This is a genomic window from Priestia sp. YIM B13491 (genome assembly GCF_042787605.1).
GTDB classification, from domain to species: Bacteria; Bacillota; Bacilli; order Bacillales; family Bacillaceae_H; genus Priestia; species Priestia megaterium_E.
In genome coordinates this window covers 32,038-58,142 of record NZ_JBHZOR010000009.1, presented here as the reverse complement: position 1 = coordinate 58,142, position 26,105 = coordinate 32,038, and the positions used below count along the sequence as shown (strand labels likewise).

The 26,105-nt window shown below is 37.8% G+C and carries 32 protein-coding genes; 17 read left to right on the top strand and 15 right to left on the bottom strand.

The annotated features are described in order from the left end of the window. The first annotated feature begins 111 nt into the window (after nucleotides 1-111). Complete coding sequence (locus ACFX4E_RS23730; RefSeq protein WP_016762958.1) at nucleotides 112-309, top strand: hypothetical protein; 198 nt, start codon at nucleotides 112-114, stop codon at nucleotides 307-309. Between the two features lie 38 nt (nucleotides 310-347). On the opposite strand, the gene ACFX4E_RS23725 is transcribed toward ACFX4E_RS23730, so the two are convergent. Continuing rightward, on the bottom strand, nucleotides 348-968 hold the full coding sequence (locus tag ACFX4E_RS23725; RefSeq protein WP_013081655.1) for an NAD(P)-dependent oxidoreductase: 621 nt from the start codon (nucleotides 966-968) through the stop codon (nucleotides 348-350). A 185-nt stretch (nucleotides 969-1,153) separates the two neighbouring features. Between ACFX4E_RS23725 and ACFX4E_RS23720 the strand changes: the two genes are divergently transcribed. Then, nucleotides 1,154-2,419: a hemolysin family protein gene (locus ACFX4E_RS23720; RefSeq protein WP_028410262.1), complete on the top strand. Its 1,266-nt coding sequence runs from the start codon at nucleotides 1,154-1,156 to the stop codon at nucleotides 2,417-2,419. A gap of 65 nt (nucleotides 2,420-2,484) precedes the next feature. Here the strand turns inward: ACFX4E_RS23720 and ACFX4E_RS23715 are convergent, their stop codons facing one another. Beyond that, complete coding sequence (locus ACFX4E_RS23715) at nucleotides 2,485-2,703, bottom strand: alpha/beta-type small acid-soluble spore protein (protein WP_013055290.1); 219 nt, start codon at nucleotides 2,701-2,703, stop codon at nucleotides 2,485-2,487. Between the two features lie 371 nt (nucleotides 2,704-3,074). Between ACFX4E_RS23715 and ACFX4E_RS23710 the strand changes: the two genes are divergently transcribed. Continuing rightward, nucleotides 3,075-3,239 carry a hypothetical protein gene (locus ACFX4E_RS23710; protein WP_306460673.1) on the top strand — a complete coding sequence of 55 codons (165 nt, stop codon included), beginning with the start codon at nucleotides 3,075-3,077 and terminating at the stop codon, nucleotides 3,237-3,239. Between the two features lie 24 nt (nucleotides 3,240-3,263). Here ACFX4E_RS23710 and ACFX4E_RS23705 read toward each other — a convergent pair whose 3' ends face one another. From ACFX4E_RS23705 to ACFX4E_RS23675, 7 genes are all read right to left on the bottom strand, one after another. Next, nucleotides 3,264-4,373 (bottom strand): ABC transporter ATP-binding protein, encoded by a 1,110-nt coding sequence (locus ACFX4E_RS23705; RefSeq protein WP_098526268.1) that lies wholly within the window; start codon nucleotides 4,371-4,373, stop codon nucleotides 3,264-3,266. A gap of 139 nt (nucleotides 4,374-4,512) precedes the next feature. Further along, nucleotides 4,513-5,415 (bottom strand): PucR family transcriptional regulator, encoded by a 903-nt coding sequence (locus tag ACFX4E_RS23700; RefSeq protein WP_098250122.1) that lies wholly within the window; start codon nucleotides 5,413-5,415, stop codon nucleotides 4,513-4,515. Between the two features lie 29 nt (nucleotides 5,416-5,444). Further along, the gene (locus ACFX4E_RS23695) at nucleotides 5,445-5,654 is read right to left on the bottom strand and encodes a YheE family protein (RefSeq protein ID WP_013055294.1); all 210 of its coding nucleotides are present in this window, start codon (nucleotides 5,652-5,654) and stop codon (nucleotides 5,445-5,447) included. A gap of 66 nt (nucleotides 5,655-5,720) precedes the next feature. Next, nucleotides 5,721-6,881 carry a YheC/YheD family endospore coat-associated protein gene (locus tag ACFX4E_RS23690; protein ID WP_098526269.1) on the bottom strand — a complete coding sequence of 387 codons (1,161 nt, stop codon included), beginning with the start codon at nucleotides 6,879-6,881 and terminating at the stop codon, nucleotides 5,721-5,723. Continuing rightward, a complete protein-coding gene (locus ACFX4E_RS23685; RefSeq protein ID WP_377259211.1) occupies nucleotides 6,878-8,227 on the bottom strand; it encodes a YheC/YheD family endospore coat-associated protein in 1,350 nt (449 codons plus the stop codon). Before ACFX4E_RS23685 ends, ACFX4E_RS23690 begins: the two co-directional genes overlap by 4 nt. 4 nt (nucleotides 8,228-8,231) lie before the next feature. Next, a complete protein-coding gene (locus ACFX4E_RS23680) occupies nucleotides 8,232-9,314 on the bottom strand; it encodes a YheC/YheD family endospore coat-associated protein (protein ID WP_225049873.1) in 1,083 nt (360 codons plus the stop codon). Further along, on the bottom strand, nucleotides 9,311-10,654 hold the full coding sequence (locus ACFX4E_RS23675) for a YheC/YheD family endospore coat-associated protein (protein ID WP_060745399.1): 1,344 nt from the start codon (nucleotides 10,652-10,654) through the stop codon (nucleotides 9,311-9,313). The genes ACFX4E_RS23680 and ACFX4E_RS23675 overlap by 4 nt, the downstream gene beginning before the upstream one ends. Nucleotides 10,655-10,841: 187 nt before the next feature. Between ACFX4E_RS23675 and ACFX4E_RS23670 the strand changes: the two genes are divergently transcribed. The 6 genes from ACFX4E_RS23670 to ACFX4E_RS23645 all read left to right on the top strand — a co-directional run bounded on the left by ACFX4E_RS23670 (nucleotide 10,842) and on the right by ACFX4E_RS23645 (nucleotide 17,119). Continuing rightward, nucleotides 10,842-11,192: a YlbF/YmcA family competence regulator gene (locus ACFX4E_RS23670; RefSeq protein ID WP_013055299.1), complete on the top strand. Its 351-nt coding sequence runs from the start codon at nucleotides 10,842-10,844 to the stop codon at nucleotides 11,190-11,192. A 179-nt stretch (nucleotides 11,193-11,371) separates the two neighbouring features. Continuing rightward, nucleotides 11,372-12,250 (top strand): Cof-type HAD-IIB family hydrolase, encoded by an 879-nt coding sequence (locus ACFX4E_RS23665; RefSeq protein ID WP_013055300.1) that lies wholly within the window; start codon nucleotides 11,372-11,374, stop codon nucleotides 12,248-12,250. A gap of 446 nt (nucleotides 12,251-12,696) precedes the next feature. Beyond that, nucleotides 12,697-14,196 (top strand): coproporphyrinogen III oxidase, encoded by a 1,500-nt coding sequence (locus ACFX4E_RS23660; RefSeq protein WP_028410269.1) that lies wholly within the window; start codon nucleotides 12,697-12,699, stop codon nucleotides 14,194-14,196. Nucleotides 14,197-14,311: 115 nt separating this feature from the next. Continuing rightward, nucleotides 14,312-15,925, top strand: coding sequence for a long-chain fatty acid--CoA ligase (locus tag ACFX4E_RS23655; protein ID WP_377259214.1), 1,614 nt, complete (start codon nucleotides 14,312-14,314; stop codon nucleotides 15,923-15,925). 5 nt (nucleotides 15,926-15,930) lie between these two features. Then, nucleotides 15,931-16,734: an enoyl-CoA hydratase gene (locus tag ACFX4E_RS23650; protein WP_028410271.1), complete on the top strand. Its 804-nt coding sequence runs from the start codon at nucleotides 15,931-15,933 to the stop codon at nucleotides 16,732-16,734. Nucleotides 16,735-16,846: 112 nt separating this feature from the next. Beyond that, nucleotides 16,847-17,119, top strand: coding sequence for an HU family DNA-binding protein (locus ACFX4E_RS23645; RefSeq protein WP_013055305.1), 273 nt, complete (start codon nucleotides 16,847-16,849; stop codon nucleotides 17,117-17,119). Nucleotides 17,120-17,159: 40 nt separating this feature from the next. On the opposite strand, the gene ACFX4E_RS23640 is transcribed toward ACFX4E_RS23645, so the two are convergent. After that, nucleotides 17,160-17,345: a YhzD family protein gene (locus ACFX4E_RS23640; protein WP_025752944.1), complete on the bottom strand. Its 186-nt coding sequence runs from the start codon at nucleotides 17,343-17,345 to the stop codon at nucleotides 17,160-17,162. A gap of 141 nt (nucleotides 17,346-17,486) precedes the next feature. Between ACFX4E_RS23640 and ACFX4E_RS23635 the strand changes: the two genes are divergently transcribed. From ACFX4E_RS23635 to ACFX4E_RS23620, 4 genes are all read left to right on the top strand, one after another. Continuing rightward, a complete protein-coding gene (locus ACFX4E_RS23635) occupies nucleotides 17,487-18,386 on the top strand; it encodes an ABC transporter ATP-binding protein (RefSeq protein ID WP_060745401.1) in 900 nt (299 codons plus the stop codon). Then, the gene (locus ACFX4E_RS23630; RefSeq protein ID WP_060745402.1) at nucleotides 18,379-19,632 is read left to right on the top strand and encodes an ABC transporter permease; all 1,254 of its coding nucleotides are present in this window, start codon (nucleotides 18,379-18,381) and stop codon (nucleotides 19,630-19,632) included. The genes ACFX4E_RS23635 and ACFX4E_RS23630 overlap by 8 nt, the downstream gene beginning before the upstream one ends. A 498-nt stretch (nucleotides 19,633-20,130) precedes the next feature. Further along, nucleotides 20,131-21,072 (top strand): 3'-5' exoribonuclease YhaM, encoded by a 942-nt coding sequence (yhaM, locus tag ACFX4E_RS23625; RefSeq protein WP_013055309.1) that lies wholly within the window; start codon nucleotides 20,131-20,133, stop codon nucleotides 21,070-21,072. A 65-nt stretch (nucleotides 21,073-21,137) separates the two neighbouring features. Next, the gene (locus ACFX4E_RS23620) at nucleotides 21,138-21,320 is read left to right on the top strand and encodes a sporulation YhaL family protein (protein ID WP_013055310.1); all 183 of its coding nucleotides are present in this window, start codon (nucleotides 21,138-21,140) and stop codon (nucleotides 21,318-21,320) included. Between the two features lie 42 nt (nucleotides 21,321-21,362). Here the strand turns inward: ACFX4E_RS23620 and ACFX4E_RS23615 are convergent, their stop codons facing one another. Further along, nucleotides 21,363-22,286 carry a peptidylprolyl isomerase gene (locus tag ACFX4E_RS23615; protein ID WP_013055311.1) on the bottom strand — a complete coding sequence of 308 codons (924 nt, stop codon included), beginning with the start codon at nucleotides 22,284-22,286 and terminating at the stop codon, nucleotides 21,363-21,365. A 307-nt stretch (nucleotides 22,287-22,593) separates the two neighbouring features. Here ACFX4E_RS23615 and ACFX4E_RS23610 point away from each other — a divergent pair, with 307 nt between their 5' ends. Continuing rightward, on the top strand, nucleotides 22,594-22,683 hold the full coding sequence (locus tag ACFX4E_RS23610) for a YjcZ family sporulation protein (protein ID WP_016762973.1): 90 nt from the start codon (nucleotides 22,594-22,596) through the stop codon (nucleotides 22,681-22,683). 36 nt (nucleotides 22,684-22,719) lie between these two features. Next, on the top strand, nucleotides 22,720-22,815 hold the full coding sequence (locus ACFX4E_RS23605; RefSeq protein WP_016762974.1) for a YjcZ family sporulation protein: 96 nt from the start codon (nucleotides 22,720-22,722) through the stop codon (nucleotides 22,813-22,815). A 35-nt stretch (nucleotides 22,816-22,850) separates the two neighbouring features. On the opposite strand, the gene ACFX4E_RS23600 is transcribed toward ACFX4E_RS23605, so the two are convergent. Beyond that, nucleotides 22,851-23,030, bottom strand: coding sequence for a hypothetical protein (locus tag ACFX4E_RS23600; RefSeq protein WP_013055312.1), 180 nt, complete (start codon nucleotides 23,028-23,030; stop codon nucleotides 22,851-22,853). Between the two features lie 476 nt (nucleotides 23,031-23,506). On the opposite strand from ACFX4E_RS23600, the gene ACFX4E_RS23595 reads away from it, so the two are divergent. Beyond that, complete coding sequence (locus tag ACFX4E_RS23595; RefSeq protein WP_013081673.1) at nucleotides 23,507-23,851, top strand: DUF1878 family protein; 345 nt, start codon at nucleotides 23,507-23,509, stop codon at nucleotides 23,849-23,851. A gap of 3 nt (nucleotides 23,852-23,854) precedes the next feature. Here ACFX4E_RS23595 and ACFX4E_RS23590 read toward each other — a convergent pair whose 3' ends face one another. Further along, on the bottom strand, nucleotides 23,855-24,451 hold the full coding sequence (locus tag ACFX4E_RS23590) for an HTH-type transcriptional regulator Hpr (protein WP_014461677.1): 597 nt from the start codon (nucleotides 24,449-24,451) through the stop codon (nucleotides 23,855-23,857). 113 nt (nucleotides 24,452-24,564) lie between these two features. Then, the gene (locus tag ACFX4E_RS23585) at nucleotides 24,565-24,960 is read right to left on the bottom strand and encodes a YtxH domain-containing protein (RefSeq protein WP_013055314.1); all 396 of its coding nucleotides are present in this window, start codon (nucleotides 24,958-24,960) and stop codon (nucleotides 24,565-24,567) included. Between the two features lie 73 nt (nucleotides 24,961-25,033). On the opposite strand from ACFX4E_RS23585, the gene yhzF reads away from it, so the two are divergent. Then, nucleotides 25,034-25,252: a membrane protein YhzF gene (yhzF, locus tag ACFX4E_RS28255; RefSeq protein WP_464722081.1), complete on the top strand. Its 219-nt coding sequence runs from the start codon at nucleotides 25,034-25,036 to the stop codon at nucleotides 25,250-25,252. 257 nt (nucleotides 25,253-25,509) lie between these two features. On the opposite strand, the gene ACFX4E_RS23580 is transcribed toward yhzF, so the two are convergent. Continuing rightward, nucleotides 25,510-26,040 (bottom strand): tryptophan transporter, encoded by a 531-nt coding sequence (locus ACFX4E_RS23580; protein ID WP_025752938.1) that lies wholly within the window; start codon nucleotides 26,038-26,040, stop codon nucleotides 25,510-25,512. Nucleotides 26,041-26,105 lie beyond the last annotated feature (65 nt).

Genomic DNA, 26,105 nt, shown 5'->3' with positions numbered 1-26,105 from the left:
CTAAAGCCGGGGAAAGGAGTTTTTATCATTTAGAAAAAGTGATGACGAAAAGTAAAGCTTTAACTTTTTTACGCATATGATAAAAATAAAAAAGGGAAGGGAAGATAGTGAATGAGTGACCAAGAACGTCAGATTCAAGCGCTGCACGGCCAGATTGAAGATTTAAAAGAAGAAATGTATCAGATGAAGCTTGATATTAGCACATTAGAGAAAGAAAAAGGAAAGCCTGTTTTGACACCGGCTCTCGTTGGTCAAATAGGAGGTTTTGTGCTAGGTGGATTAGCTATAATCGGTATTTTCTGGATGTAGAACTTCTCGTTTTGAAAACGAAAAGTTCTCCTGATTTTTCAATAAGCAATTCCAACGCGGCATTTGGAAAACTTTTGAGCCCATATCTCATGGTAGGTAAAGTGAGCGGTATCTCCCGTTGAAATTTTAACGGCATCAGCTGGTAAAATATCTTTTTCCACTCGATATGTGCCTGTTATTTCACCCTCAGGCAAGTATGTTGGGCATATAACCGTCCAGTTTAGATCACTTTCCTTCAAGTGTAAGTATCCTTTTAAATGATCTTCTGCTGCTCTCGTCGTTTTACGCTTTGATTCATTTGATTGAAAACGATACTTTTCTGGTTCTGTTCGTGATTGTAAGATGCCTGCAGTTCCAATAGTAAGAATACGATGAACGCCGTAATACTTCATGCTGTTTATAATAAGCGGCATACTTTTTGAAATCGTCTCTGCACCATCTGTATTTAACGCGCTGACTACGATATCTTGGTGCTTGAGGGCAAAGTTGATATTTTCTTGATGAAGTACATCGCCTTGTAAGATATGTAGGTTTGGATGACTAACCTGTAGCTTATTGCGGTCTCTAACAAGTACAGTAACGTCGTTTTCATCTTTTAGCATCATTTTTAATAAAGACTGTCCAACTCGCCCTGTAGAGCCTAATAGTAAAATTTTCATTGGCTACACCCCTCTATAAAAGATAGTATCTATTCTTTAGGATATACAATCTGTATACTTATTCATAATAAAAAGCATGCGTAGCATAAAGTAATACAAAGTTGATGAATGAAATATTCAACAACAAAAAAATTTGATATGATAAAAAGACAGAAAAATCAAAAAAATAGGAGAGTGAATGTCTTTTGGGAGACTTGCCTCTGAATCAAATGATGATATTAGTCGTTTTGCTTATGTTATCAGCTTTCTTTTCATCTGCCGAGACAGCCTTTTCAAGCGTAAATAAAATTCGTTTAAAACATTACGCTGAGAAAAAATATCGGGGAAGTAAAAAAGCGCTGCATATTGCTGAACACTTTGAGCAGACGCTATCGACAATTTTAGTAGGAAATATTGTCGTAAACATTGCTGCGTCCTCTTTGGCAGCCAAAATTGCCCTCGATATGTTTAAAGGAAACCTAGCACTTGTGATTAGTATCATCGTTATGACCATCATCATTTTGATTTTTGGTGAAGTCTTGCCAAAATCGTTAGCTAAAGAGCATGCCGAATCTTTTGCGCTGATGATTTCTTCCTTGTTATTTATTATTATTAAATTGTTAACCCCGATTTCCTTCTTATTTTTACAGGTGAAAAAAGGAACTTCTCACTTGTTAGCGTCTGCTCCTACACCAACGATTACAGAAGATGAAATTAAAGTGATGGTAGATTTAAGCGAAGAAGAAGGAACGATTAATAATATTGAAAAAGAGCTAGTTCATCGTTCACTCAATTTTAATGACATTGTGGTGGGGCAAATTTTAAAACCTAGAATAGATGTCACAGCAGTTGACGTAAATGCCGATATTGATTCGGTTTGTCAAATGTTTCTTGAAGAGAGATATTCAAGAGTCCCTGTATACGAAGATCATATTGATAATATTATTGGCATTTTATCAGAAAGAGAATTTTTAACCTGTTTAGTCCAAAGAAAAGAGATTTCTATTCGTGATTTGTTGAGACAACCTATTTTTGTAGTAGAATCCATGAAAATATCTGTTCTATTGCCAGAGCTCCAAAAAAGTAAGGTTCACATGGCAATTGTAGTTGATGAGTTTGGGGGAACGGCCGGTCTTGTGACCTTAGAGGATATATTAGAAGAAATTGTAGGAGAGATTTGGGATGAACATGATGAAGCTGTTAAGTATGTACACCAGATAGGGGAAAAGGAGTACGAATTTAACGCCGACATCCCTATTGATGAATTTTTAACCTATATAGCGGTTAGTTCTCCTGACAGTACGTGCCATACCTTAGGGGGATGGATATATGAGCAGTTTGATCATATTCCTGCTAAAGGAGACTTTTTCTCATATGAAGAGATATTGTTTACCATTAAGGAAGTAGAAAATCGACGTATTCGCAAAGTTTCCGTAAAGTCATTTGCGAATAAGAATGAGGAAGCTGATTAAAAGAAACTAGAAAGCGCTCCAAGAAATCTTGGAGCGCTAAAGCCATAATATGAAATTAGTTAATATTAGTACTTGCCGCCTAGGTTTTGCTCAGCTAATTGTACTAAACGTTTTGTGATTTCGCCACCAACAGATCCGTTCGCACGAGCTGTTGCATCTGGTCCTAAGTTTACACCAAACTCACTAGCGATTTCGAACTTCATTTGATCGATAGCAGCTTGAGCACCAGGCGCTACTAACTTGTTTGATGAATTTCTGTTTGATGCGTTTTGATAATTTGCCATGTGTATTCATCTCCTCGTTAGATAAAATAGATTGTAATGGTTGAGTTAGCTGGAGTTGAACCAGCCGAGCAGATGCATCGATTAGATCTGCTTGCCTACCGCGGCGTAACTCAATGCTTGCGAGCTGTTGTGCTCGGTTGTTACTAGTATTATGGCGAAAGGGAAAAAAACATATACATAGAAATCTGTTGGTAATTTATAGAAATTTTTGTGTGGAGTTTGATAAAGAGTAAGAGAGTTTTATTCCGTGCATATTATAGGTACATATTGATCAGGTAAAGTGAGGTGTGCGGATGTCGATTTGTTCCTTATGTAATGGGTTTAGTGATGTACAAATGACGTGCAAAACATGTGGAGGAGTGCTGGGGGATATGGGCAAAGTCAGCGATTATTTTGATGATTACAGTGCTTACATGGAAATCGATCAGTTAAAAATAGAAAATGGGTATCCTAGTGATTTAGCAAATCACCAATGTATTCATCTCTTTTACTGCTCTACTTGTCACAGTGAAGAATTGAAGCAAATACAGGAATAAAAAAAGACCCCTAGGGGTCTTTTTTTATTCCTGTTCAGCACGGATGCGTTGTTCGGATTCTGCATCAAAGAAATGCGCTTTGTTCATATCTAATGCTAAGTCCAGAGACTGAAGTGGTTTAATATCTGTTCTTGAATCTACGCGTGCTACAAAATCTTGTCCGCCAAGTTTAGAATAAAGCATGGTTTCAGCTCCCATTAACTCGGATACATCGACTTTGACTGTAACTTTTGTGCCAGGTGAAGATTCAATAAATACAGGCTCATCATGGAAATCTTCAGGGCGGATGCCTAAAATAATTTGTTTGTTTAAATATCCTTGCTCGCGAAGTATTTTCATTTTACCTTCCGGAACTGCAAGAAGAGAATCGCCTACTTGAACCTTCCCGTCTTTTAACGTTCCGGTTAAGAAGTTCATAGCAGGAGAACCAATAAACCCGCCTACAAATACATTTTCAGGTTTTTCATATACTTCTTTTGGTGTACCAACCTGCTGGATAATCCCATCTTTCATAACAACCAGACGAGAAGCCATTGTCATTGCTTCGGTTTGGTCATGTGTTACGTAAATTGTCGTTGTACCCAAACGCTGGTGAAGCTTCGCAATTTCAGAACGCATTTGCACACGTAATTTCGCGTCTAAGTTTGATAAAGGTTCGTCCATTAAGAAGACCTTAGCATCACGAACGATTGCACGACCTAGAGCTACACGCTGACGCTGCCCGCCAGATAATGCTTTTGGCTTTCGCTCTAAGTATTGCTCAAGTCCTAAAATACGAGCGGCATCTTTTACGCGGCGTTCGATTTCATCTTTTGGTAATTTACGAAGTTTTAAGCCGAAAGCCATGTTGTCATACACGCTCATATGCGGATACAATGCGTAGTTTTGGAATACCATTGCAATGTCGCGATCTTTTGGAGCTACGTCATTTACACGCTTGCTGTCAATATAAAAATCACCTTTGGAAATTTCCTCTAGCCCTGCAACCATACGAAGCGTTGTCGATTTTCCGCAGCCTGAAGGCCCAACAAATACAATAAATTCTTTATCTTGAATGTGAAGGTTAAAATCTTTTACCGCCGTCACATCTTTATCATACATTTTATAAATATGTTCTAAACGTAATTCAGCCATTTCCATTTCCCCCTTGTATGTACTCTGTGAAACCGTTTTCTTAACTCTAGTGTAATTTTTTTTAATGAAACGGTAAATGGCAAACATGCACAAAAAAAAGAAAGAGTTTTCGTGCACTATTTACGAAAACCCTTTCATTTTATTCTCCATCTTGCAAATTTTTTAAAGCAAGAATGGCTAAGTAAGCAGACACAGCTCCTGTGAAGTGTTTGATATCAAGGTGTGTGCGATCAATAAATTTCTCAATTCTATACTGCAAGCTGTTGCGATGCATGTACAATTTCTTAGCAGCAAGAGATACGTTTAAATTACATTCTAAATAAACTTTAATCGTTTCTAAAAGATCTCCATCATCTTTTACTAAGTCAAGTAAATGTATCATATGATTTTGGATTGCCTCTGAAGACTCTTGCAGAACCAAATGGGGTAAAACGTCGGCAAAATGGATAACATGGTTTTGTTCGACTGTATGCTTAATTTGATAAAACCATTTCTTTTCACGCTCAAAAATTAATCGCGGTGAAGACGGAAAAAAGTGAATTTGTCCTTCAAAGAACTGAATCGAAGTTTCAAAATCATGACATAGCACCTCGATAGAATCTGATAAATTTTCAGTTAAGTCATTAGGATCATTAAAGGTTTCGATAACGATACCTGATTGTTTATCAATCCACAACACAGTAATCGAGGTAGAATACAAGGCGTGAAGCGCATTTTCAAACTCTATTTTTTGTTCAAACAAACGTTTAATTAAAAACTGGGTGAAGCGAAAAGAATGGTGCGTATGATGAGAGTGAATGACTTTTTCAGGTGCTTCAAATAACAGGTTTGACCAATACAATTGCTCTGGCGTTAGTAAAGAAACTTTCTCATCATAAGGGGTTAAAAAAGCAGAAAGTAACGCCTGCTCTTTTTGAGATAAAGCCGTGTGTTCAATTCCAATGAAGCCTTCATCATATGAAAACCATTTGTAACGTTCAAATTGAGAAGGGATTTTAGCCTTAATCATTTTATCCCCAAATAGTGTGTGCAGCTGTTTCATCTGTGCTCGTTCCCTTCGGTGAAAGCTTACTATTCATAAACGTGAAAAAGCATAAGCTCATGAATATAATCAATTAATTGTGTTTCATCTATTTGATTAGAAAGCGCAGTTTTCCATACAATTTGTCCATCTTTTAAATAATCAGCCTCATAATAAACCCTATTCATATAAAACGAGATGTGCCAGCCCGGCATTCGATTATTTTGATACAGTGGTTTAACCTGAAAGTGTGAAACCATAAAGAAAATCTCCTTTCTCAATTAGTTATTATAAGCTTACCATGAGAAAAGGAGATGAAAAATCATTTAATCTAAAAATTTTGTTAATTTGTAAAATATGTTGCATATGTGTTTAGCACCTTGCGTTTGAATATCTGTTTCATCAAAAATCATCGGTTTTGCATTCACTTCAAACAAATAATACTGTCCTTGGGCTGACTTTGCCATATCAAGAGAAAATTCTTCAACTAGAGGGAAGGACTTTTGAAGGACTTGCCCGCACGTATTTACAAAGGACGAAAGAAAGGAAGTATCTACTTCATCTTCAAGATCTTGAAAAGATGAAATGCTGCCGCCGTTTAACGTATGTGTTGTAATGGATTGATAGGGACTATGTCGAATACCGACGCCGCTAATAACATATTGGCTATCTTTGTGGTGGGCTAAAATACGTAAGTCATAGCGCCTGTCTTTGAATGGTTGCGTCTCAATCGCTTCTTGAATGAGATAAGCAGACTTGGGAAGGTCAATTGCTTGTAAAGAAGAAAATTCTTCTTTGCGTTTATGATCTTGATAAATAATCGTATGCTTATGGAAAGATAATCGGAAAATTCCAGCACCTTTACTGCTGTTAATAGGCTTAAAGTAAAGGGAAGAGTGTTTTTGCAGAAGCTTAGCAATATCAATTTCTGGTGTTAAACGATAGGTTTTAGGAAGGTGAGAAGATAGCAGTGGATCCTTTGAAAATAATTGATATACTTTCCATTTTGAAAAAAAAGCGGAGTTAAAAAGTGGAATGTGCTTGCCTTTAATTTTTTGATGCAAAGATGTCAGCTTCTTGGTTTCTGATTTTCTTCCTGGATAACGATTATATATAACGTTTGGCAGCGGCAAAGTTGTTTTGATCCACTGCTTTTTTGCACCGTCAAAGCAATACCCTTCAAAGAAGTGATGAGACATTGTTTCTTCAGCGAATAAAGCAAGAAGCCCTCCTTTTTCTTGCAGGGTATGATGTAAGAGTTCCAATAAAGGACGCTGTTTTACATTCAGTTTTTCCAAAACAGCCTTGTTCGTTAAAACTCCCACAATAGGACCGACTTTTCCTCCTTTTAAACGAAGAAAAGCTTGAGTAGAAGAAATGTTTTGAGTAAAGGGAAGTTCAATTTCTTGAACTCCCCATGTGTAAGATGCTGAAGGGTTGTGATGAAACCACTGCTGCTTTTCTTTGTGATAGTAAATTGTAATCATATGCTGATGCCTTCAGGTGTATTTAGATAGTATCCAGACAAGTAAATCGCGTATTCTAGAGAAAGTTTTCTAGTTTGTTGATCCGCTTTTCGTAAGGCAGGGTGTGAAAAAATAGAGCGACCGGGCTTAGAGTTAGCTTCAAACAGCCATACGTTTCCTTGATAATCCACTCCAAAATCGAATCCAAGCTCTCCAATTAATCCGTTCAACTCCTGTTCAAGCACATGACTAATTGAGATAGCGGCATCTTTTAGCTTATTTTCAATTTCTTTTTTGTAAGAAGGGTTGGTGAATATTTTAGCTGTAGCTTCAATTTCTCCGCCGTAATCAAGATGCGTAGTGATGCTGTTGGGACCGGCTACTTTAGCAGCTAGAGCAGTAAGCACCCATTGGTTATTCCCGTTTTTATTCGTATGCACGCGAAAGTCTACACAGCGCTTTTCTTTTTGGATTAATGAAATACCCTGCTGAGCAATGTAGGAAGGATTAGTAAGTAAATATTCAAATTCTGATAATAGATCCTCTAAGGTTTCTTTTTCTTGAACATGAAGACCTTTTTCTCCTTTGTAAGTCAGCGTGTATATGGAATCCTTAAAAGATAGGGTATAAATGCCGCGGCCTAAGCTTCCGTTTTTCGGTTTTAAATAAACGGTTTGATGAAGAAGCAGAAGTTTTTTTATTTGCTCACACGAAGGACTTTCAACCGTATAAGGTAACAAATAGGCTGTCTGCTCGTTCAGTTTTAAAAGCTCATGAATTTCCCACTTGTTGAAAAAATCAGGATTAAAAAATGGAATGCCGTAATCAGTCATCATCTTTTCTTTAATGAACTTAAAAGGAGCTAACCCTTCTGTTTTTCGATTTGGCAAACGATTATATACAACGTTAGGAAGCGGGATTTCATGCTGTGTCCAGCCGCTTTCTTCATAAAAATAGCCGTTTATGGTCCCGGTTTCCCAGTTGATATGATGAGTTCCAAAAATAAAAGGCAGGCCCCCTGTTATACTTGCAGTAGAAAGAAGTTTAGCTAAGTGAAGGGAACGCTTTCCAATTGGCCGCAGCAGAGAACCAGTAAAACCAGCGGATAACACACCGATTAAAGGTCCTAAGTGAATGGTCTCATTCACAATAATAGGATGCATCATATGGGCGAAAGGAATTTGAAGTTTTGTCATTAGCTCAGCTGAAATCTGAATTTCTTCACGTTCTGAAGATTGTATAAGGCATGGAGCTGTCATTGTTCCAAAAGCTGCTTGTTTCAAGGAGTCTTTGTAAAGAGATGCAGGAACAGAAAGATCACAGCCTAGCTGCTCTACTACAACAAGGCGAGTAAGAGTTTTTTTCATAGCATTACTCCTTACGATACGATAGTGTGTTAGCTAAATAGACGCAGTAAGACAGGACATTTTTATACATGACTTCTTTTTGTTCAGGTGCTGTTTCCATTACTATTTTTCTTCCCGGTTTCGAATTTAAATCTAGAATCCAGATGCTGAAGTCTCTCGAGATACATAAATCAATACCTAATTCAAAAAGAGAAGGAAAGTGATTTTCCAGCACGGACGGAATCGTTTTACAAATGGTGTTGATTTCATCCATTACATATTGACGATGAACGCGAGGGATGCGAGGCAGCAAGTTTTCAAAAGGTACAATAGATGCTCCTGAACTTACATTTGTTACAATAGAGTCCCGTTCACCTTGTCTAATGCCTCTTCCAATTTCTTTCCAAGCACCATCGTTTCCTTTTTGTAATAGCAGTCTTATATCAAAAGGAGTGCGTTCATAAGGGAAAAATGAAATATGGGGCTGAGCAATATACAGTACATCACGAGTGGTTTTCGTAAACCAGCTCTTAAACTCTTGAAAAGAGGAAAATAGAATGGTGTTTACAATGTCATTTTGTTGATAAGAAGCTTCAATTTCACGTCCGCGCTGTCTTAATTTCACAATCCCTTTACCTTGTGAGCCGTTGGCAGGTTTAATCATTAGGCTATCGTTTGTTCGAAGCAGCTGGACAAGTTGCTCTACACTTTCGATTGGAGTGGTAGGAGGAATATATGAAGATAAATAGCTATCTTTTTTAATTACTTCATAGACATCTAGCTTATTGGGTAATCCATGGCCTAAAAATGTAACATCTTCCCGCTGTTTAAGCCAGTTTACAATAGGGCGAGCCTTTTTAGACAGCGAGTCTTTTCGATAAAAGCAGCGATCGTAAATAAACGAAGGAAGTAAGAAGGAATCTTCTATCCATTTCTCTTGTTGTAAATCGTAGCGGAAGCCTTCAATATTTTCGGTGTTAGGATGAATGTTAAAAGGAGTAAAACGGTATATTTCAATCGAAAACTCAGAAGCATGTTTAGCAATTTCGGTCACGTACTCCACTTCTTGCTGTGGGTGAATCGTTAAAAAGCCTAATGAAATCATCATAAATCCTCCTTGGGAAATTGAAAATTCGTTGCATGCAGACAATAATCAAGCAGTGCTTTTGTTGATGGACGGACAGAGAAAGCGCTTGAATCGGATTGTTTGGAAGGTTTGACATTTACTTCAATAATCCAAGGCTTTCCTTCTTGATCAATCGCTAAATCAATACCGAATTCGGCATAAAGTTCAGACGGATGAGAAAGCTGCGTGCAAATTTCAATCGCAATCTCTTTTAAAAGTGAAAGGATATGGCGCGTAGTTTTTGAATCATAGAGCTGAGTTAACACTTGCTGAGGAGGATGAATATCTCCTCCACGGGCAAGATTTGAGACAAAATTGCCGGGTTTTGATACACGTGTGACAATGGACGTGATTTTCCACGTCAAGTCGTCTTTTTTATGACAGAGAATGCGGAAATCAAAAGGGCACTGTTTGTATGTCTGCAGTGAAATTCCTTCTTGGATGAGGAATCCTTGCCTTTTTAATTGACTATAAAGCGTTTCAAATAAGTCATAAAGAGATTCATATTCTTTTTCATACGGCTGCGTAAATGTTGTATAGTCTAAAATATACTTCTCTTTTTTTGAAATTTTAAAAATGTTTTTTCCTTGGCTACCATGAACAGGCTTCAAAAAAACATCGTCATGAAGTTCCAAAGCGTCAAGAAGATCTTGCCGTGAACGAAGCTGATACGTTTTTGGCAAATATGGAAGCAAGTGTACGACATCTTTAAGCTGTTGAAAAACCGTCCATTTATTTAAGTAGCGTGCGTTAAAGAAAGGAACGTCATGTTCTTTTAAAAATGTTTTAAAGGTTTGAAAATCAGCGGTTTGCTCCGTTTTCCTGGCATGAATCCGGTTGTGTACGATTCCCGGAAAGGGAACGTCTGAATAAACCCATCGATCAGCGCGATAAACATATCCTTTAGGGGATAATGACTTCACGTCGCTTAATTTGCTCACATAGCAAAAACACCCTAACTCCTTGCAAGCTTGAACAAATTCCTTACAAAATACAGAAATGGAGCCAAAAAGTTCTTCATCTTCTCGAACTTCTGTTACGATGCTAACTACGGGTCCTAACCTAAACGAGTTCTCTTCATAAATGCCTCTCAGCTGATGTGTTTCATACGGAAAGCGAAAGTCTGTAAATAGAGCTTCTGACATCATGAAACAGCATTCTCGATGCTGAAACACGGTGGCTTCGACTTCTTTCGTGATGGAACCTACTGTTAACGTAAACTCGTGCTTGCACTTCACACGTGAGAACAGAGCAGAACTAATGTAAATGTCGCTGCTCATATGGTTCTCTAATGGTTTTAGAGAAATGGTAAAAGTATTCATAAACGAATCCTCTTTTTCTTTCCTTTAGTAGGCGAATGCTGATATATACTATGAGGAATTAGCCCAATCTGTGAAGAGAATTTATCGTTTTCGGAGAAAATAAAGGTCTTAAGCTGAATTTTATATAATAATTTGTTATAGTTAGGGAAGTCAAGAAATTATAGAACTTAATTAGGAGGAACTTAACGTGTCTGTAAACTTACATGATGTAGCAAATGATTTAGAAAAAGCAATTCGTCAAAGCGACGATTACACAAACTTAAAAAACTTATATGCAGCAGTAAATGCTGATCAAGGTTCAAAACAATTATTTGAGCGTTTCCGTACAATGCAAATGGAGCTGCAACAAAAGCAAATGATGGGCCAAGAAATCACTGAAGAAGAAGTTCAGCAAGCTCAACAAACAGTTGCAATCGTTCAACAAGATCAAAATATCGCGAAGCTAATGGAAGCTGAGCAACGTATGAGCATGGTAATTGGTGAATTAAACAAAATTATCATGAAGCCACTTGAAGAACTTTACGGTGCGGCTGAATAAGAGATAGAGGAAAGAGGAAAAGAGAAATCTTTTCCTCTTTTTTTATGCGGAAATTCCTTCTAATTGTGCAGTTCTGCTCATAAGCTTAGTAACAAGGCTACACATGCCGACTATCATGAAAAGGTCATTTATAACCGTATCCTAACGGATTAGACATCTATGAAAGAAGGGGTTCTCATATGGCTTATCGATTGCTAGCGTTGAATATTGATGGAACCATTTTAAATAGCCAAGGGCGCGTTACAAAAGAAACGAAAGACGCAATTCAATTCGTTAAAAATAAAGGGGTTTACGTTACGTTAGTAACAAACAGGCATTTTCCGTCTGCTAAAAAAATTGCTCGGTCACTTAAAGTTCATCCAGCAATGCTCATTACTCATAGCGGTGCCTTTATCGGAACATCGATAGACAAACCGATACTAGATAAGAGAATTAGCGAGGAAAAAACATTTAATCTCATTCAGCTTTTTGAAAATTTTAATTGTCATGTCCGCATTTTACATGAAAGGTTTTCAATTGGAAATCGTGTAAAGCTTCCGAATAATATTGTAGCTAAAAGCGTGTTAAAAACGGGAGAACCGCTCTTTTATCCCGTGCAGTTCGTAGATTCATTAGGAGATACGCTTCGTGATGAACCTGTTTCTACGCCAAAAATAGAAGTGTATTTTGCAGATCGTAGAGAAAAAGAATACGCCGAGCAAACAATTGCTAGTGCGGTTCCGGATATTGAATGGTTTTCGTATCCAAATGAAAATAGATGTTATATTACGCCAAAAGGAGCCACAAAAGCTGCCGGCGTTCGTTATGTAGCAAATCGCTTAGGGATACCAATGGAAGACGTAGTAGCAATTGGAAATTGCTATGATGATTTAGAAACGATTGAACATGCGGGAATGGGTGTGGCCATGGGCAATTCACCAACAGAATTAAAAATGCTTGCGGATTGGGTTACTCGTTCTAATAATGAAAATGGTGTAGCCTATATGGTGAAAGAACTATTTAGAAAGCAGCAGCGCCTTGGTTATCTTCATCAAATTGACAGCTTTCGTTTAAAATAAATAAAGGAAAAAGAGGCTAGAACAAAAGCAGTTTAGCCGAAGAAAGATCCGAACGTGAATCGAGATTCTTGATAGAGAATCCAATTCGTTCGGATTTTTTTATTGGAAGAGTGAACGTAGGTTTTATATATGTAGGTGCTTCTAGCTGTTGATTGGAGTGCAAGGCGAAGACTTCTGTGGGAAAAGCGCAAGCGACGAGAAGGCTCATTGGCCGCCTGCGGAAAGCAAAGCCTTGCGCGGAAATCAACAGAGGTGTAAGGAGTGATTCATATGAGCTCATTTATCCCATTTGTTCATCTTTAGATTGAATGAATGTAGTTATGCCTCAATCTCTTTTTCCGTTTTTTTCCTGTCCGCGCATTCCCTTGAGCTGAGCACCTTGACCGGACATACGTAGGTTTTGTAAACTGATTACTTAGATAGAATTGATTTGAAAGGTGATTATATTGAACATTTATATAAAAGGTATAGAAGATGAGCGTTTTTTACGTCCGCTTCACCGAATTTCAGATTTGTTTTTTGAAGAAAGCAATGTCTCCTTTGAGGATGATAACGAAGCTCAGCTGAAGGTCGAAGTAGAGCTAAAAGTTCATGAAGAAATTTATGCGAAAGCAGTGCTGCATGACGCTGAAACGGACAAGGTGTTTACAGAAGAGCTTTCTAAATCGTTTATGCCGTATGAAACAGAAAAAGAAGAATTTAAGCAAATAAAAAATGTGGTGCTTCGCGTCTACTTATCTGTACTACAGGAGTATACAAGCATTGTTCAAAAATGGGGTATTTTGACCGGTATACGTCCGACGAAGCTGCTTCATATGAAACTGCAGTCAGGCAAAAGTAAAGAACAAGCGCATCGTGAGCTAAAGGAAGAATATTTAATTACCGATGACAAAATTAATTTAATGCAGCATATTGTAGATCGTCAACTAGCAGCTATTCCCGATTTACATGAGTTAAAGAATGAAGTCAGCATTTATATAGGCATTCCGTTTTGTCCGACGAAGTGTGCATACTGTACATTCCCAGCCTATGCGATTAACGGACGTCAAGGATCCGTTACGTCATTTTTAGGCGGCTTGCATTATGAAATGCGTGAAGTAGGAAAATGGCTAAAAGACAATAACGTCAAGATTACAACCGTCTATTATGGTGGAGGCACACCAACGAGCATTACCGCTGAAGAAATGGACATGCTGTATGAAGAGATGTATGAATCGTTCCCGGATGTACAAAATATCCGTGAAATTACGGTAGAAGCAGGAAGACCCGATACGATTACGGAAGAAAAGCTAGCTGTTTTGAACAAATGGAATATTGACCGGATTAGTGTAAATCCGCAGTCTTATATTCAAGAAACCTTAAAAGCTATTGGACGTCATCATACAGTTGAAGAAACTATTGATAAATTTCATCTTTCTCGAAAAATGGGGATGAATAACATTAACATGGACTTAATTATTGGGCTTCCAAATGAAGGTGTAGAAGAATTTCAGCATACGCTAGACGAATCTAAAAAATTGCTTCCTGAATCTTTAACGGTTCATACGCTATCGTTTAAACGCGCGTCTGAAATGACTCAAAATAAACGGAAATACAAAGTGGCAGATCGCTATGAAATTGGTAAAATGATGGATTTAGCAACGGAGTGGACTCAAGAACAAGGGTATGAACCTTATTATTTATATCGCCAAAAAAATATTTTAGGTAATTTAGAGAACGTTGGATATTCATTCCCTGGTCAAGAGAGCCTGTACAATATTATGATCATGGAAGAAAAGCAGACGATTATTGGTCTTGGATGCGGTGCATCTAGTAAGTTCGTGCATCCAGAAACAGGCATTATTACAAGGTTTGCGAATCCAAAAGACCCAAAATCGTATAACGATGGATTCGAGCACTACACACAAGAGAAACTCAAGATTTTAGATGAATTATTTATGAAATAAAAAGGTCACTTTTTAGTGATCTTTTTTTATTTCCGGCAGGGAAATGTCGGAATCTGTTGAATATATAAAAAAGTTGTAAGCGTTCTCTTATTATGACGATTCGAGGTGCCGCTTAATGATGAATGTACAGTTAACCGTATCATCTATGATGGAAAGAGCTGAAAAGCTGTTTAGTAAAAAAGAAGTGATTTCTAAATCTTCAAAAGGAATTCAGCGTTTAACTTATAATCAGTTAATAAAACGGACTCGGCAGCTCTCTAGTATGCTAGAACAAATTGGAGTGAAGCGAGGAGAAAGAGTCGGGACGTTTGCATGGAATCATCATAGACATCTAGAAGCTTATTTTGCCGTGCCCGGAATAGGCGCTGTTCTTCACACCATCAATATCCGGTTAGATCCTGAGCAAATTGTATACATCATTAACCATGCACGCGATAAAGTCATTTTATTTGATGAATGTTTTTTACCTTTATTTGAAAGCATTCATCAAAAACTTCCACATGTTGAAGCCTATATCATTATGTCAGATGAAGATGAGCTGCCAGAAACAGACTTGCCAGTTTATCATTACGAAAATTGGATTAAGCAAGGGGATGCATCGCATTCTTTTGTTCAAGATGTAAACGAAGAAGAACCAGCAGGTCTTTGTTATACCTCTGCTACTACAGGAGAGCCAAAGGGCGTTGTATATTCTCATCGCGCTATTTATTTGCACTGTATGGCGCTAGGGCTTGCTGATAGTGCTGGATTATCAGAAGCTGATACCGCTATGCCTATTGTTCCAATGTTTCACGTGAACGCATGGGGAATTCCTTTTGCTGCCGTTTGGTTTGGAACAAAGCTCGTGCTGCCGGGTGCTTTTTGTACTTCAGAGACGATTGCTTCTCTGATTGAACAAGAGAAAGTAACTCTTGCTGCAGCTGTGCCTACCGTTTGGTTAAATTTTTTACAAGAGTTAGAAGAAAAACCTTACGCAGTTGATAGTTTGCGAGCTATTTTATGCGGTGGATCAGCGGCTCCAAAAAGCGTCATTCGAGAATTTCAGGAAAAATATCAAATTGAATTTATGCATGCATACGGAATGACGGAAACAAGCCCTGTGGTGACCGTCTCCCGCTTAAAAAGCTATCAGTACAGTGAAGACTTTGAGTATCAGCTCAACGTAAAAGCAAAGCAAGGTTTCTTAGTTCCTGGGGTTGAAATGAAAGTAATAGGTCAAAATGGAGAAGTTGCTTGGGATGGAGTGGAAATGGGTGAGCTATTACTAAAGGGCCCATGGGTAGCTTCTGAATATTACAAGGATAAAAGAACAGAAGATACGTTTAAAGACGGCTGGCTGTATACCGGAGATATTGTAACGGTTGACGAAGAGGGAACCATCAAAATCGTAGACCGAACAAAAGATTTAATTAAAAGCGGAGGAGAATGGATTTCATCGGTTGATCTAGAAAACGCGCTTATTGCCCATGAAGCTGTTTTTGAAGCCTGTGTCATAGCAGTCCCTCATAAGGTGTGGCAAGAGCGTCCAGTGGCTTGTGTCGTGTTAAAAGATGCATACAAAGGCATCGTTTCATCAGAAGAGCTGCTCGGATTTTTAGCGCCGCAGTTTGCAAAATGGTGGCTTCCAGATGACATTTTATTTATGAATGCAATTCCAAAGACAACGGTAGGAAAATTTTTAAAACGTACGCTTCGTGAACAAGTCCTCAATCATTATCAGAAAGGGTGAGTAAGATGACCGTCGAATTAAAAGTAGTAGAACTAGTTTTGCAAGAGCGTATCGCCACAATTTCGTTTAACAGGCCGGATGCGTTAAATGCATTAAACGAAGAAGTGCTAGAGCAGTTTATTCAATGTTTAAAAGTTGTCGAAGAAAGCGAAGCGGACTTTTTAGTAGTAAAAGGAAACGGAAAAGTATTTTCAGCAGGCGGAGATATTAATATGATGATGTCACCTTCACAATCAGAACGTTTTGAGCAGGTGATGGATTTGATTAATGAAGCCGTTCTGACTTTATACAGCCTTCCTCAAATGACGATAAGTGTACTGCACGGTGCGGCAGCAGGGCTAGGGCTCAGCATTGCGCTTGCTTCTGATTATATTATTGCAGAAAGACACACAAAAATTGCGATGAACTTTATCGGTATTGCTCTAATTCCAGACGGAGGCGGTCACTTTTTACTAGAAAAGCGCATCGGTGCTCATCGTGCAAAACAGCTAATTTGGGCAGGAAAGACATTAAAAGCAGAGGAAGCTCATCAATTTGGCATAATTGATGAAATAAAAGAAGGAGATTTGGCGAAGCATGTAGAAGATTATCTCTCATATTGGCTAAAAAAACCTTCACGTGCTTTGAAGGAAACAAAGCGAATTTATGTGGAGACATCTCTTTCACAATTAAAGCAAGTGCTTGCGCTTGAGAAAAGAAGTCAGTTTGCTATGAGCCGAAGTTCGGATCATAAGGAAGGTGTACGTGCGTTTCTGGAAAAGCGAGCGCCTGTTTTTAATCAAAGTGAAAAAGATATTTCCGAAAATTAAGTGAACTAGTTTAAAAGCCAATATTTTTGTCTATCATATTGATAGAGCATGTTTAAAAGTTGCAAAACAGTGGTAACACAAGATAATGTAGAAACTAATGAGGTGATTGGAAATGAACAAAACAGATTTAGTAAACGCAGTGGCAACAAAATCAGAGTTAACAAAAGCAGATGCATCTAAAGCAGTTGATGCATTACTAGAAACAATTTCATCAACGCTAGGTGAAGGTGAAAAAATTCAGTTAATCGGCTTCGGTACATTTGAAGTACGCGAGCGTGCTGCTCGTACAGGCCGTAACCCTCAAACGGGTGAAGAAATGCAAATTCCAGCATCAAAAGTACCGGCATTTAAAGCTGGTAAAGAACTAAAAGAAGCTGTAAAGTAATATAAAACGCCGGAAAGCTAAAACTTTCCGGCGTTTTGTATTAACGATGAAACAATACAAGTTTTCCGCTAGAGCTAACGCATCGATGCGTTTTTTCTAAATAGGAAAGCTCTTCTAACTTCTTGGTGCCGACAGTCTTTGCTTCTGTATCAGAAGCTGCTTCGAAACTTTCATCTATTAATTTTTCTCCAGTCTTTTCAAAAGCGGTTAATGTGTAAGTACTCATAAAATCTACTCTCCTCTTATAGTATAATTGTAAGCGTATTCAACATATTTCTCGTCCTATTCCCTTAAATCCTGCTAAGGTTTACAGATATCATTTTTTTCCATACAATAAACATAGGTTTATTTACAAAGGAGGAATTAAATGTCTCTTTCTATCCGTGAAGTTTCAAAAAGGTACGGTGAATTTACAGCTGTAAACGAGCTATCCCTGCAAATTCCAAAAGGCGAAGTGTTTGGTTTTTTAGGTGCAAACGGTGCTGGCAAAACGACGACGTTTCGAATGATTTTAGGGCTCATTGAACCAACCTCAGGTCACATCCAATGGAATGATAAATCTTTAACTTACAGTAGAAGTCATCTAGTTGGCTACCTTCCAGAAGAAAGGGGACTGTATCCAAAATTAAAAGTCAAAGATCAGCTTGTGTACCTTGGACGGCTGCGCGGAATGAAAAAAGCGCACGTGCTGCAAGAAATGGAGCACTGGTTATCTCGATTTAATATTCCTCAATATGCTTCCAAAAAAGTAGAAGAGCTATCCAAAGGAAATCAGCAAAAAATTCAATTTATTGCCTCCGTTATTCATCGGCCCGAGCTGCTTATTTTAGACGAACCTTTTAGCGGCTTGGATCCTGTAAACGTAGAGGTATTAAAAGAAGCGGTGCTTGATTTGAAAAAGCGCGGAACGACGATTGTTTTTTCAAGTCATCGAATGGAACATGTGGAAGAACTTTGTGAATATTTATGTATTATGCATCATGGAACGCCTGTAGTGTATGGAAGGCTCCCGGAGATCAAACGTTCATTTGGAAAGAAAAACGTTATTGTACACGGAAAAGGTCCATTTGAGAGAATTACAGAGCTTGAAGGCGTTGTAAAGGTGAAAAAAACGGTTGAAGGCATGATTGTTCAAATTCAACATGAATCCGTATCACAACTCATTTTTCAAGAACTTAAACACTTTTCATTTGTATCTAAATTTGCAGTGGAAGAGCCTTCATTAAATGATATTTTCATTGAAAAGGTAGGTGCTTCCTATGAATAAATTTTGGGTCATTGTCTTTCATACATATCTTAATAAATTAAAAACAAAATCTTTTATTATTACAACGATTATTACTGCTCTTATTCTAGTTGCTCTTACAAATATGGAGAAAATTATCGACGTTTTTAATTCAGACGATAATGGAACAAATGTGGGTGTCATCTATGAAGTGGAAAGCGTATATACATTGTTCAAACAAAATGTAAATGTCATGGATAAAGACATTCATTTAAAAGAATTTACGTCTGAGTCTAAGGCAAAACAAGCGGTAAAAAACGGGGAGCTCGATAGCTATTTACTCTTATCTTTAAACGATAAGCAGCTGCCTCAAGCTGTGTACAAAGCTAATTCTTTGGCCGAATCAAATCTTTCTTCTACCTTAGAACAGGCGGTACAGCAAACAAAAGTGGCTATGGCTACAGTAAAAATCGGTTTAGAAGAAAAGCAAATTGATCAGCTTTACAGCCCTGTTTCATTTAAAAAGAAAGCGTTAGTTGAAAATGCCAAAACAGAACAAGAGCTAAATCAAGCAAGAGGTCTTGTATATGTACTGCTGTTTGTTATTTATTTTGCCGTTATCATGTATGGGAGCATGATTGCGATGGAAGTAGCTACTGAAAAATCATCCCGCGTTATGGAGATCCTTGTATCGAGCGTATCACCTATTACACAAATGTTTGCTAAAATCATTGGAATTGCACTGCTCAGCTTAACACAGCTTGCAGTGATACTGAGCGTGGGCTACACATCGTTAAAAGCCAGTGTGGAAACAAATCATAACGGTATCTTTTCTTATCTCGGATTTAATGATGTTCCGCTGACTACATTCGTGTATGCATTTGTCTTCTTCATATTGGGGTACTTCCTTTTTGCTACGCTCGCGGCTTTTTTAGGTTCTCTTGTGAGCCGTATTGAAGATGTACAGCAAATGATTACGCCTATGACCCTTGTGATTGTGGCTGCTTTTTTAATTGCTATGTTTGGACTTGGTGATCCTGAAACCACAATCATTACGGTCACATCTTTTATCCCATTTTTTGCTCCGATGATTATGTTTTTGCGTGTAGGGATGTTAAATGTTCCTGTGTGGGAAGTGAGTGTATCGATAGGGATTTTAGTTGTGACGATTACGGCTTTAGCTATATTTGGTGCCCGTGTGTATAAAGGAGGAGTCCTTATGTATGGGCAATCTACCTCTTTTAAAGATATTAAAAAGGCGCTGCAGCTAACGAAAAAAGAAACATAAAGAAGTGAGAGGCTGAGATAAAAGTAGTTTAGTTGAAGGAAGATCCGAACGAACAACCTAGATTCTTGAGGGAGAATCCAACTCGTTCGGATTTTTTTGTTGCTATAGTGACCATAGTTTTCATATATGTGGCTGCTTCTAGCTGTGAATTGGAGAGCAAGACGAAGACTCCTGAGGGAAAAGCGGAATAGGTGAGACCCCCGCAGGAACGGAGGAGACGAGGAGGCTCAGCGCCCTCACGCAGAAAACGAAGTCTTGCACGGAAATCAACAGCGGTGTCTCGAGCAGTTCAGCTCCTTTATCCAATTTGTTCGTCTTTAGATTGCATTGATTTTGTTATGTCGCAATCTCATCTTGTATGAAAAAGCGTCTACCCGTGCATTCGGTGCCAAGCGATGGTAAAATGAAATGTAAAGAGCTGTAAATAAGCGAAGCGGACGAAGCGATAAGAGCTTCGTTATCAAATACATAGAATGAAGTGGTAAGGAGGAAAAGATCATGACAAAAGGAATTGCTCAATACGAAGTAGGAGAGCAAGTTGATCTTTATTTTTTAATTAAATCCTCAACGAGAGGAATTGCAAGCAATGGAAAGCCATTTTTAACGGTAATCCTGCAAGATAAAACAGGTGATATTGAAGCCAAGCTGTGGGATGCTTCCCCAGATGACGAGGAAAATTATGCTGCTCAAAAGATTGTGCGAGCTGCTGGAGAAGTAATGAATTACCGCGGACGCAACCAGCTGAAAATACGCAACATTCGGCCTGCACAGCCCCAAGACGGAGTGCGCACATCTGACTTTTTAGAAGTGGCGCCTTTATCTCAAGAAGAAATGGTCGAACATATTACAAAGAGTATATTTGAAATGAAAAATTCGAATGTCCAGCGCATCACTCGCCATTTGTTTAAAAAATATCAAACGGAATTTCTAGAATATCCGGCAGCAACTAAAAATCACCATGAGTTTGTATCGGGACTTGCCTATCATGTGGTGTCTATGCTGAAGCTGGCTGAGTCATTTTCAACCCTTTATCCAAGCTTAAACCGCGACTTGCTGTACGCTGGAGTTATTCTTCATGACCTTGGCAAAGTATTTGAACTTTCAGGTCCTGTTTCGACGATATACACAGTCGAAGGGAACCTGCTTGGCCATATTTCGATTATGGTGAATGAAATTGGAAAAGCTGCAGAAGAATTAGCGATTGAAGGAGAAGAGGTTATGCTTCTTCAGCACCTTGTATTATCGCATCACGGTAAGGAAGAGTGGGGAAGTCCGAAAAAGCCGTTAATTAAAGAGGCTGAGATGCTTCATTTGATTGACAATGTAGACGCTAAAATGAATATGCTGGACCGAGCATTAACAAAAGTGAAGCCCGGTGAGTTTACAGAGCGTATTTTTGCACTTGATAATCGCTCATTTTATAAACCAACGATTGATTAAAAAGGTATAAGTCTTTCTTCCTTCGCATATAGTGGTTGTAAATAACTGTGATGGGGGATCAATATATGGTGACACTACCAATTTGGATTTATTTAGTTGTAGCAGGCATTTTCTTTAGTGGATTTATGGCGATTCGTGCTGCACAACATGATAAGCAAGTGGATGATTCGTTTATTGAAAAAGAAGGACAAGTCTTCATCGAAAGAATGCAAGTGGAAAAAGAAAGACGCAACAGCGATTCCATCTGATTATATAAAAGAGCCTGTCACATGAGTGACAGGCTCTTAGCATTACTGCTGAGGAGTTTCTACGCCAGATTGACTATCTGTCGCACCTTCTTCGAAAATTGGTTTTACATTTTTATCTTTGACTTCCACTTTGGCTTTATCAAGCTCTTTTTGAATCTTCTTGTTCGCTTCTGCTTGATCTACTTTTGAACGTTTGATTTGCTGCTCAAGTTCAGGTTTCTTTTTCTCAAACGATTCTACTTTCTTTTTATCGACTAGTTTAATGATATGGTAGCCGTACTCTGTTTTGATTGGTTTACTTACTTCACCTTTTTTCAGCTTGTAAGCCGCTTCTTCAAATTCTTTAACCATTTGGCCTTCACCGAAGTAGCCTAAATCGCCGCCGTTAGCTGCAGACTGCTGATCCGTTGAATATTCTTTTGCTAGACTAGCAAAGTCCTCGCCTTTTTTGATTTTCGCTTCTACTTCGTTTGCTGTTTTTTCGTCTTTTACTAAAATATGGCTTGCGCGAATTTGAGGTTTTTGAGCTTTATATTCATCATAAGCTTTTTTCAGCTCTTTGTCCGATACCTTAATGCCTGCCGTAGCAGCTTTTTCACGGAGAATATCCACTTTTAGCATATCTTTGACTTCTTTTTCGCCTTTTTGCTTAATAACTGAATCCACCTGATCACCGTATTGTTCTCTTAGAATGTTCAGCTGCTGATCAAGCTCTTTATCCGTTACTTTATATTTTTTACTCAATACTTTTTCTTCGGTAACGCTTCGTACGAGTGTATTAAATTGGTCTTGTCCGATTGTATCTTTCATTTGCTTATACAAATCACCTTGAGTGATATTCCCTGCTTTTGTTTCTACAATTACTTTTGAAGAATCGTTTGCATTTGAAGCATCATTTCCCCCACTGCATGCTGATAAAGCAACGAGGCTGGCTGCCGTTGTTAGTGCAACTAAGCTTTTTTTCATACGTAAACACTCCTACTCATCATTTTTACTTATGTAGCTTGACTCAAGATTTACTATATCACATTTCCTGATGTTAGCAAATGAAGTTAAAACCACGTAAATTTACATTTATTTTCCACTAAGCATGAAGTGATTATACGCTTATGATGGCTTTTTTATAAAGCGTTTTCAAAACAGCAGACAAACTCACAGAGTAATTTCCAAACGAGAAGTAAGAGAAATAAATTATGGAGTTTGGGCTAAAAGCCTAGACGTTTTTTGAGCTGATGCATAAGATGCAGTATTAGTAAACAAAGGGGGTGCTCAAATGAGCGGAGGCGGATATGGAGGCGGTTTTGCACTATTAGTTGTACTGTTTATCTTATTAGTCATTGTTGGTTGTGCATGTTACCACTAGGAAACAGATGAATATAAAAGGAAAGGGGCGATAGATATGGGTTCTTACGGATGCGGATACGGCAGTGGATTTGCGCTATTAGTCGTATTATTCATCTTATTAGTTATCATCGGAGCTAGCTGTTTTTGCTAAGCCTATAAAAAAGCGGTGAGACATCTCACCGTTTTTTATGTAAATGATACTTCAATATAAGATGAAACTAATAAAATGGTAATTAATACATTAATCGTACGAAAAACTTTAGGCTGTTTTTCAGCTGGAATTTCTTTTTGAATACACAATGTATTTGTTAGTGCATTGATGTAGAATAAAATGAATAGTGCAAATACAATAAAGAATATGTACATAAAAATCCCCCTAACAAAATCAGTGTGACGAAGACAAAAAGTCTTATAGTCATTTATATAGTACAGCTTTGTATGAATTTACAAATATCTATATTAACATTACCAAAAAAGCGGTAAAATAGATAGTTATATATACAGTTGAGCAAAGAATTTCAAAAGGTATTTACACAGAAATGCGGTTTTTATTTTATAAAGGGTAGTTAAGAAGTTGAGAAATAGGTTTTAAACGAAATAGCAAAGTGAATGGATAAGAAATGAGTAACAATTACCCATTGTGCAAAAGGATTGTTAAAAAAGACAGAGGGATTTATATTAATATATGCAGTGAGTACATAATCAGTATATGAAAATCTTTATACGGTGCTACTTAAACAGGAAATGTGAATGACGCAGAAAGAATTATTTGGAAGAACATGAATGAATCATGTACAATATGGAGTAGAGGTATATGAACGTTGAAGGAGTAGGGGAAGCGGATGGAAACTTTAGAATCTCGAGTATCACGTTTAGAATATTACATAAAACTGTTATCTGGGACATCTGAACAAGAAGCTAAACCATTTATTGATTTAGTGGTAAGAAATCAGCTTACAAAGAAGGAAGTAGAGGAAATTTTAATTCTGTGTGAAGATACAAAAAACGAATATATTGAGCAAAAAGCGGAAGGTCTAACAGACTTTGTTCCGCTTCTTACACAATTTGTTGGCATGCTGAATTATAAATTAACTCCCAGAGAGACGGTCGAATCGCTTCGTTATCAACCTTCTTATCAAGATGTGATGAATGAATTTTTTGAAATTATTCAATGGATAAGGGACTAACCATTAAGAGTTTGAAATAGTCTCCTGGTGGTTCTCTTTGTCTTTCTTGACGAGCTTGCCATCTTCTTCAGTGAATTCTTCTTCGATATGATGGAAAGATCGCTCGAAGATATCCATAAAATCTTCACCGTAAATTTTGCGGATGACGGTCATCAGTTCCATAAATTCAGGGAATTTGCCGTACAAGTCGCGCAACGGAAGTGCGCCGCTGAACACTGAATTATTAGAAGGTTCGTAATGTTCCATTAAATCTAATAAAATGGCCTCGCCTTTATCTGTCAGCTGAATGTACGTATTTCGCTTGTCGCTTTCTTTTTTAGAAAACTCAAGTAAACCTCGTTCTTCTAGTTTTTTGGAGAAGTTAAATGCAGTAGAAACGTGCATAACTCCAAACTTGGCAATTTCGGAAATGGAAGCCCCGTTTAAATGATATGAAATCCATAAAATATGATGCTCGTTAATATTAAGGTCATAAGGCTTAATCCATTGCTGCCAATCCTTCTCTACGGTTTTCCAAAGGGCTTTACTTAATTGGGCAATGCGTTGGCTAAATAGAAGTGCTTCTTTCAAACTGTAATCTTGATCACTAGTCTTTTTCATCTTCTCCCACCTACTTAGTCTCTTTTTTTATTTATCTTCTATTATGCCAATAAAATAAAAAATTATAAAGATGTAAATTTACAAAATTTTAAAAAATTAAAAAAGAAGGCGTTTCAACCTTCTTTTTTGTCAATTTTTTCATTGGGATTTTTAGTTGTCTGTACATGTTCCTCAAGGTTTGACAAAGAATTTTGGATTTCTTTCAAATGATGCTGAAGGGATTCCTTATGAGGGACAATTTCTTCTTTAAACTGACCAAGGGTAGTAGAAAGGTCACTTGCGATATTTTTCACTATAGTATTTCCTTCTCTGGCGGTCATTTGTACTTGTTGAGAAACAGCTTTTATTTTTGTTGAGAGCTCTTGTTGTGAAGCGTTAACTCGGTCTTTTCGAGAGCTGACACGCTGTTTAAGTTCTCGTCCTGAATATGGAGTAACAAGAAGCGTTGTAATAGCGGCTACGGTGCTTCCGATTGCTGCTCCAGCTGCTAGTTTTTTCATTCTGCTCATTATTTATTTCCTCCTATGTAGTAAAGTAATTGCTAACACTTCCTTCTGACATAATCATAAAAAAATAGCATAGATTTATACAAAAGAAGGAGGTTATCAACATGGGGTAGCTTTATTCATTCTTTTGATAATTAGCCTGAGTTTTTTTCTGGCTGCCTTTAAATGGTTTAGCCTTACGACTAGAACGGCATCATATCCACCTAAACATGTGCTGAAACAAAAGTCTCTTACATGTGCGACAGTGGCTTTTGCGAGTTTTTTATTGGCGCTTATACTTTATTATGTAACCTAGGATGAAGAACTTAAACCTTTATTACATAGTAAGTCTTCATACCTATTGTATGAGCTGCAAATGAAATTTAAGTGAAAAGCATTCTGTACCATTTCTTTTTAAACAAAAAGTTAAGAGTCGAACTGTAGATTGTTTCTAAAAGATCAGCAACATACTATAAATGAACCGTTTTATCTAAAGGTCCGCCACGCTTTGGTGGGCCTTAGCTTTTGGTGTAAAAAAAGAGCCTGATTCTCAATTAAATCAGGCTCTTGACGTTACGATAATTTTGCTTTGATGCTTGTGCGTTTTAGAACGGATTGAACAATTGGGTAAATAACGACCATAACGATTGTATTCACTACTGTTGCAGGTAATACAACCGCAGCAACAAGCGCCATGACGCTGTTTCCGCCCGGTAAGCCGACGATTAGTGCGGCAGCAGACAAGAATACGGTTCCTGATACGAGCGTGCCAACAGCTGTTAAAGCAGCGGCAACTGGTGTTTTAATGCCTGTTGCTTTTTTCACAAGCATAAATAATGCAAAGAAAACAAATGCTGTAATTGGTTTATCAATCAAGTTTGCAATTTGTCCGCCAGGAAAGCTTGTTGTTAAAGCAGAAATAACCGCTGTGGTTAAGCTAACCAATGCAACATTTTTTATGCTAGGAAACAACAGGATTGCTAAAAACATCATTGTTAACATCATATCTGGCTTCATTCCAAATAAAATAGGAGGTACCACCGTGTGGAGAACCGCTCCAATTCCGACTAATAACGCTAAAGAAACTAAAACCTTTGTATTCATTTCTCATCTCTCCTCTTCTAAGCTAAGCTCGAAATATACCAATAGTGCGTCTATGCCCATTGCAT

Coding starts and splice junctions, on each gene's coding strand:
- ACFX4E_RS23730 (WP_016762958.1), top strand. CDS start 112: ATGAGTGACCAAGAACGTCAGATTCAAGCGCTGCACGGCCAGATTGAA.
- ACFX4E_RS23725 (WP_013081655.1), bottom strand. CDS start 968: ATGAAAATTTTACTATTAGGCTCTACAGGGCGAGTTGGACAGTCTTTA.
- ACFX4E_RS23715 (WP_013055290.1), bottom strand. CDS start 2,703: ATGGCAAATTATCAAAACGCATCAAACAGAAATTCATCAAACAAGTTA.
- ACFX4E_RS23710 (WP_306460673.1), top strand. CDS start 3,075: ATGGGCAAAGTCAGCGATTATTTTGATGATTACAGTGCTTACATGGAA.
- ACFX4E_RS23705 (WP_098526268.1), bottom strand. CDS start 4,373: ATGGCTGAATTACGTTTAGAACATATTTATAAAATGTATGATAAAGAT.
- ACFX4E_RS23700 (WP_098250122.1), bottom strand. CDS start 5,415: ATGAAACAGCTGCACACACTATTTGGGGATAAAATGATTAAGGCTAAA.
- ACFX4E_RS23695 (WP_013055294.1), bottom strand. CDS start 5,654: ATGGTTTCACACTTTCAGGTTAAACCACTGTATCAAAATAATCGAATG.
- ACFX4E_RS23690 (WP_098526269.1), bottom strand. CDS start 6,881: ATGATTACAATTTACTATCACAAAGAAAAGCAGCAGTGGTTTCATCAC.
- ACFX4E_RS23685 (WP_377259211.1), bottom strand. CDS start 8,227: ATGAAAAAAACTCTTACTCGCCTTGTTGTAGTAGAGCAGCTAGGCTGT.
- ACFX4E_RS23680 (WP_225049873.1), bottom strand. CDS start 9,314: ATGATGATTTCATTAGGCTTTTTAACGATTCACCCACAGCAAGAAGTG.
- ACFX4E_RS23675 (WP_060745399.1), bottom strand. CDS start 10,654: ATGAATACTTTTACCATTTCTCTAAAACCATTAGAGAACCATATGAGC.
- ACFX4E_RS23665 (WP_013055300.1), top strand. CDS start 11,372: ATGGCTTATCGATTGCTAGCGTTGAATATTGATGGAACCATTTTAAAT.
- ACFX4E_RS23655 (WP_377259214.1), top strand. CDS start 14,312: ATGATGAATGTACAGTTAACCGTATCATCTATGATGGAAAGAGCTGAA.
- ACFX4E_RS23650 (WP_028410271.1), top strand. CDS start 15,931: ATGACCGTCGAATTAAAAGTAGTAGAACTAGTTTTGCAAGAGCGTATC.
- ACFX4E_RS23645 (WP_013055305.1), top strand. CDS start 16,847: ATGAACAAAACAGATTTAGTAAACGCAGTGGCAACAAAATCAGAGTTA.
- ACFX4E_RS23640 (WP_025752944.1), bottom strand. CDS start 17,345: ATGAGTACTTACACATTAACCGCTTTTGAAAAGACTGGAGAAAAATTA.
- ACFX4E_RS23635 (WP_060745401.1), top strand. CDS start 17,487: ATGTCTCTTTCTATCCGTGAAGTTTCAAAAAGGTACGGTGAATTTACA.
- ACFX4E_RS23630 (WP_060745402.1), top strand. CDS start 18,379: ATGAATAAATTTTGGGTCATTGTCTTTCATACATATCTTAATAAATTA.
- yhaM (WP_013055309.1), top strand. CDS start 20,131: ATGACAAAAGGAATTGCTCAATACGAAGTAGGAGAGCAAGTTGATCTT.
- ACFX4E_RS23620 (WP_013055310.1), top strand. CDS start 21,138: ATGGTGACACTACCAATTTGGATTTATTTAGTTGTAGCAGGCATTTTC.
- ACFX4E_RS23615 (WP_013055311.1), bottom strand. CDS start 22,286: ATGAAAAAAAGCTTAGTTGCACTAACAACGGCAGCCAGCCTCGTTGCT.
- ACFX4E_RS23610 (WP_016762973.1), top strand. CDS start 22,594: ATGAGCGGAGGCGGATATGGAGGCGGTTTTGCACTATTAGTTGTACTG.
- ACFX4E_RS23605 (WP_016762974.1), top strand. CDS start 22,720: ATGGGTTCTTACGGATGCGGATACGGCAGTGGATTTGCGCTATTAGTC.
- ACFX4E_RS23600 (WP_013055312.1), bottom strand. CDS start 23,030: ATGTACATATTCTTTATTGTATTTGCACTATTCATTTTATTCTACATC.
- ACFX4E_RS23595 (WP_013081673.1), top strand. CDS start 23,507: ATGGAAACTTTAGAATCTCGAGTATCACGTTTAGAATATTACATAAAA.
- ACFX4E_RS23590 (WP_014461677.1), bottom strand. CDS start 24,451: ATGAAAAAGACTAGTGATCAAGATTACAGTTTGAAAGAAGCACTTCTA.
- ACFX4E_RS23585 (WP_013055314.1), bottom strand. CDS start 24,960: ATGAGCAGAATGAAAAAACTAGCAGCTGGAGCAGCAATCGGAAGCACC.
- ACFX4E_RS23580 (WP_025752938.1), bottom strand. CDS start 26,040: ATGAATACAAAGGTTTTAGTTTCTTTAGCGTTATTAGTCGGAATTGGA.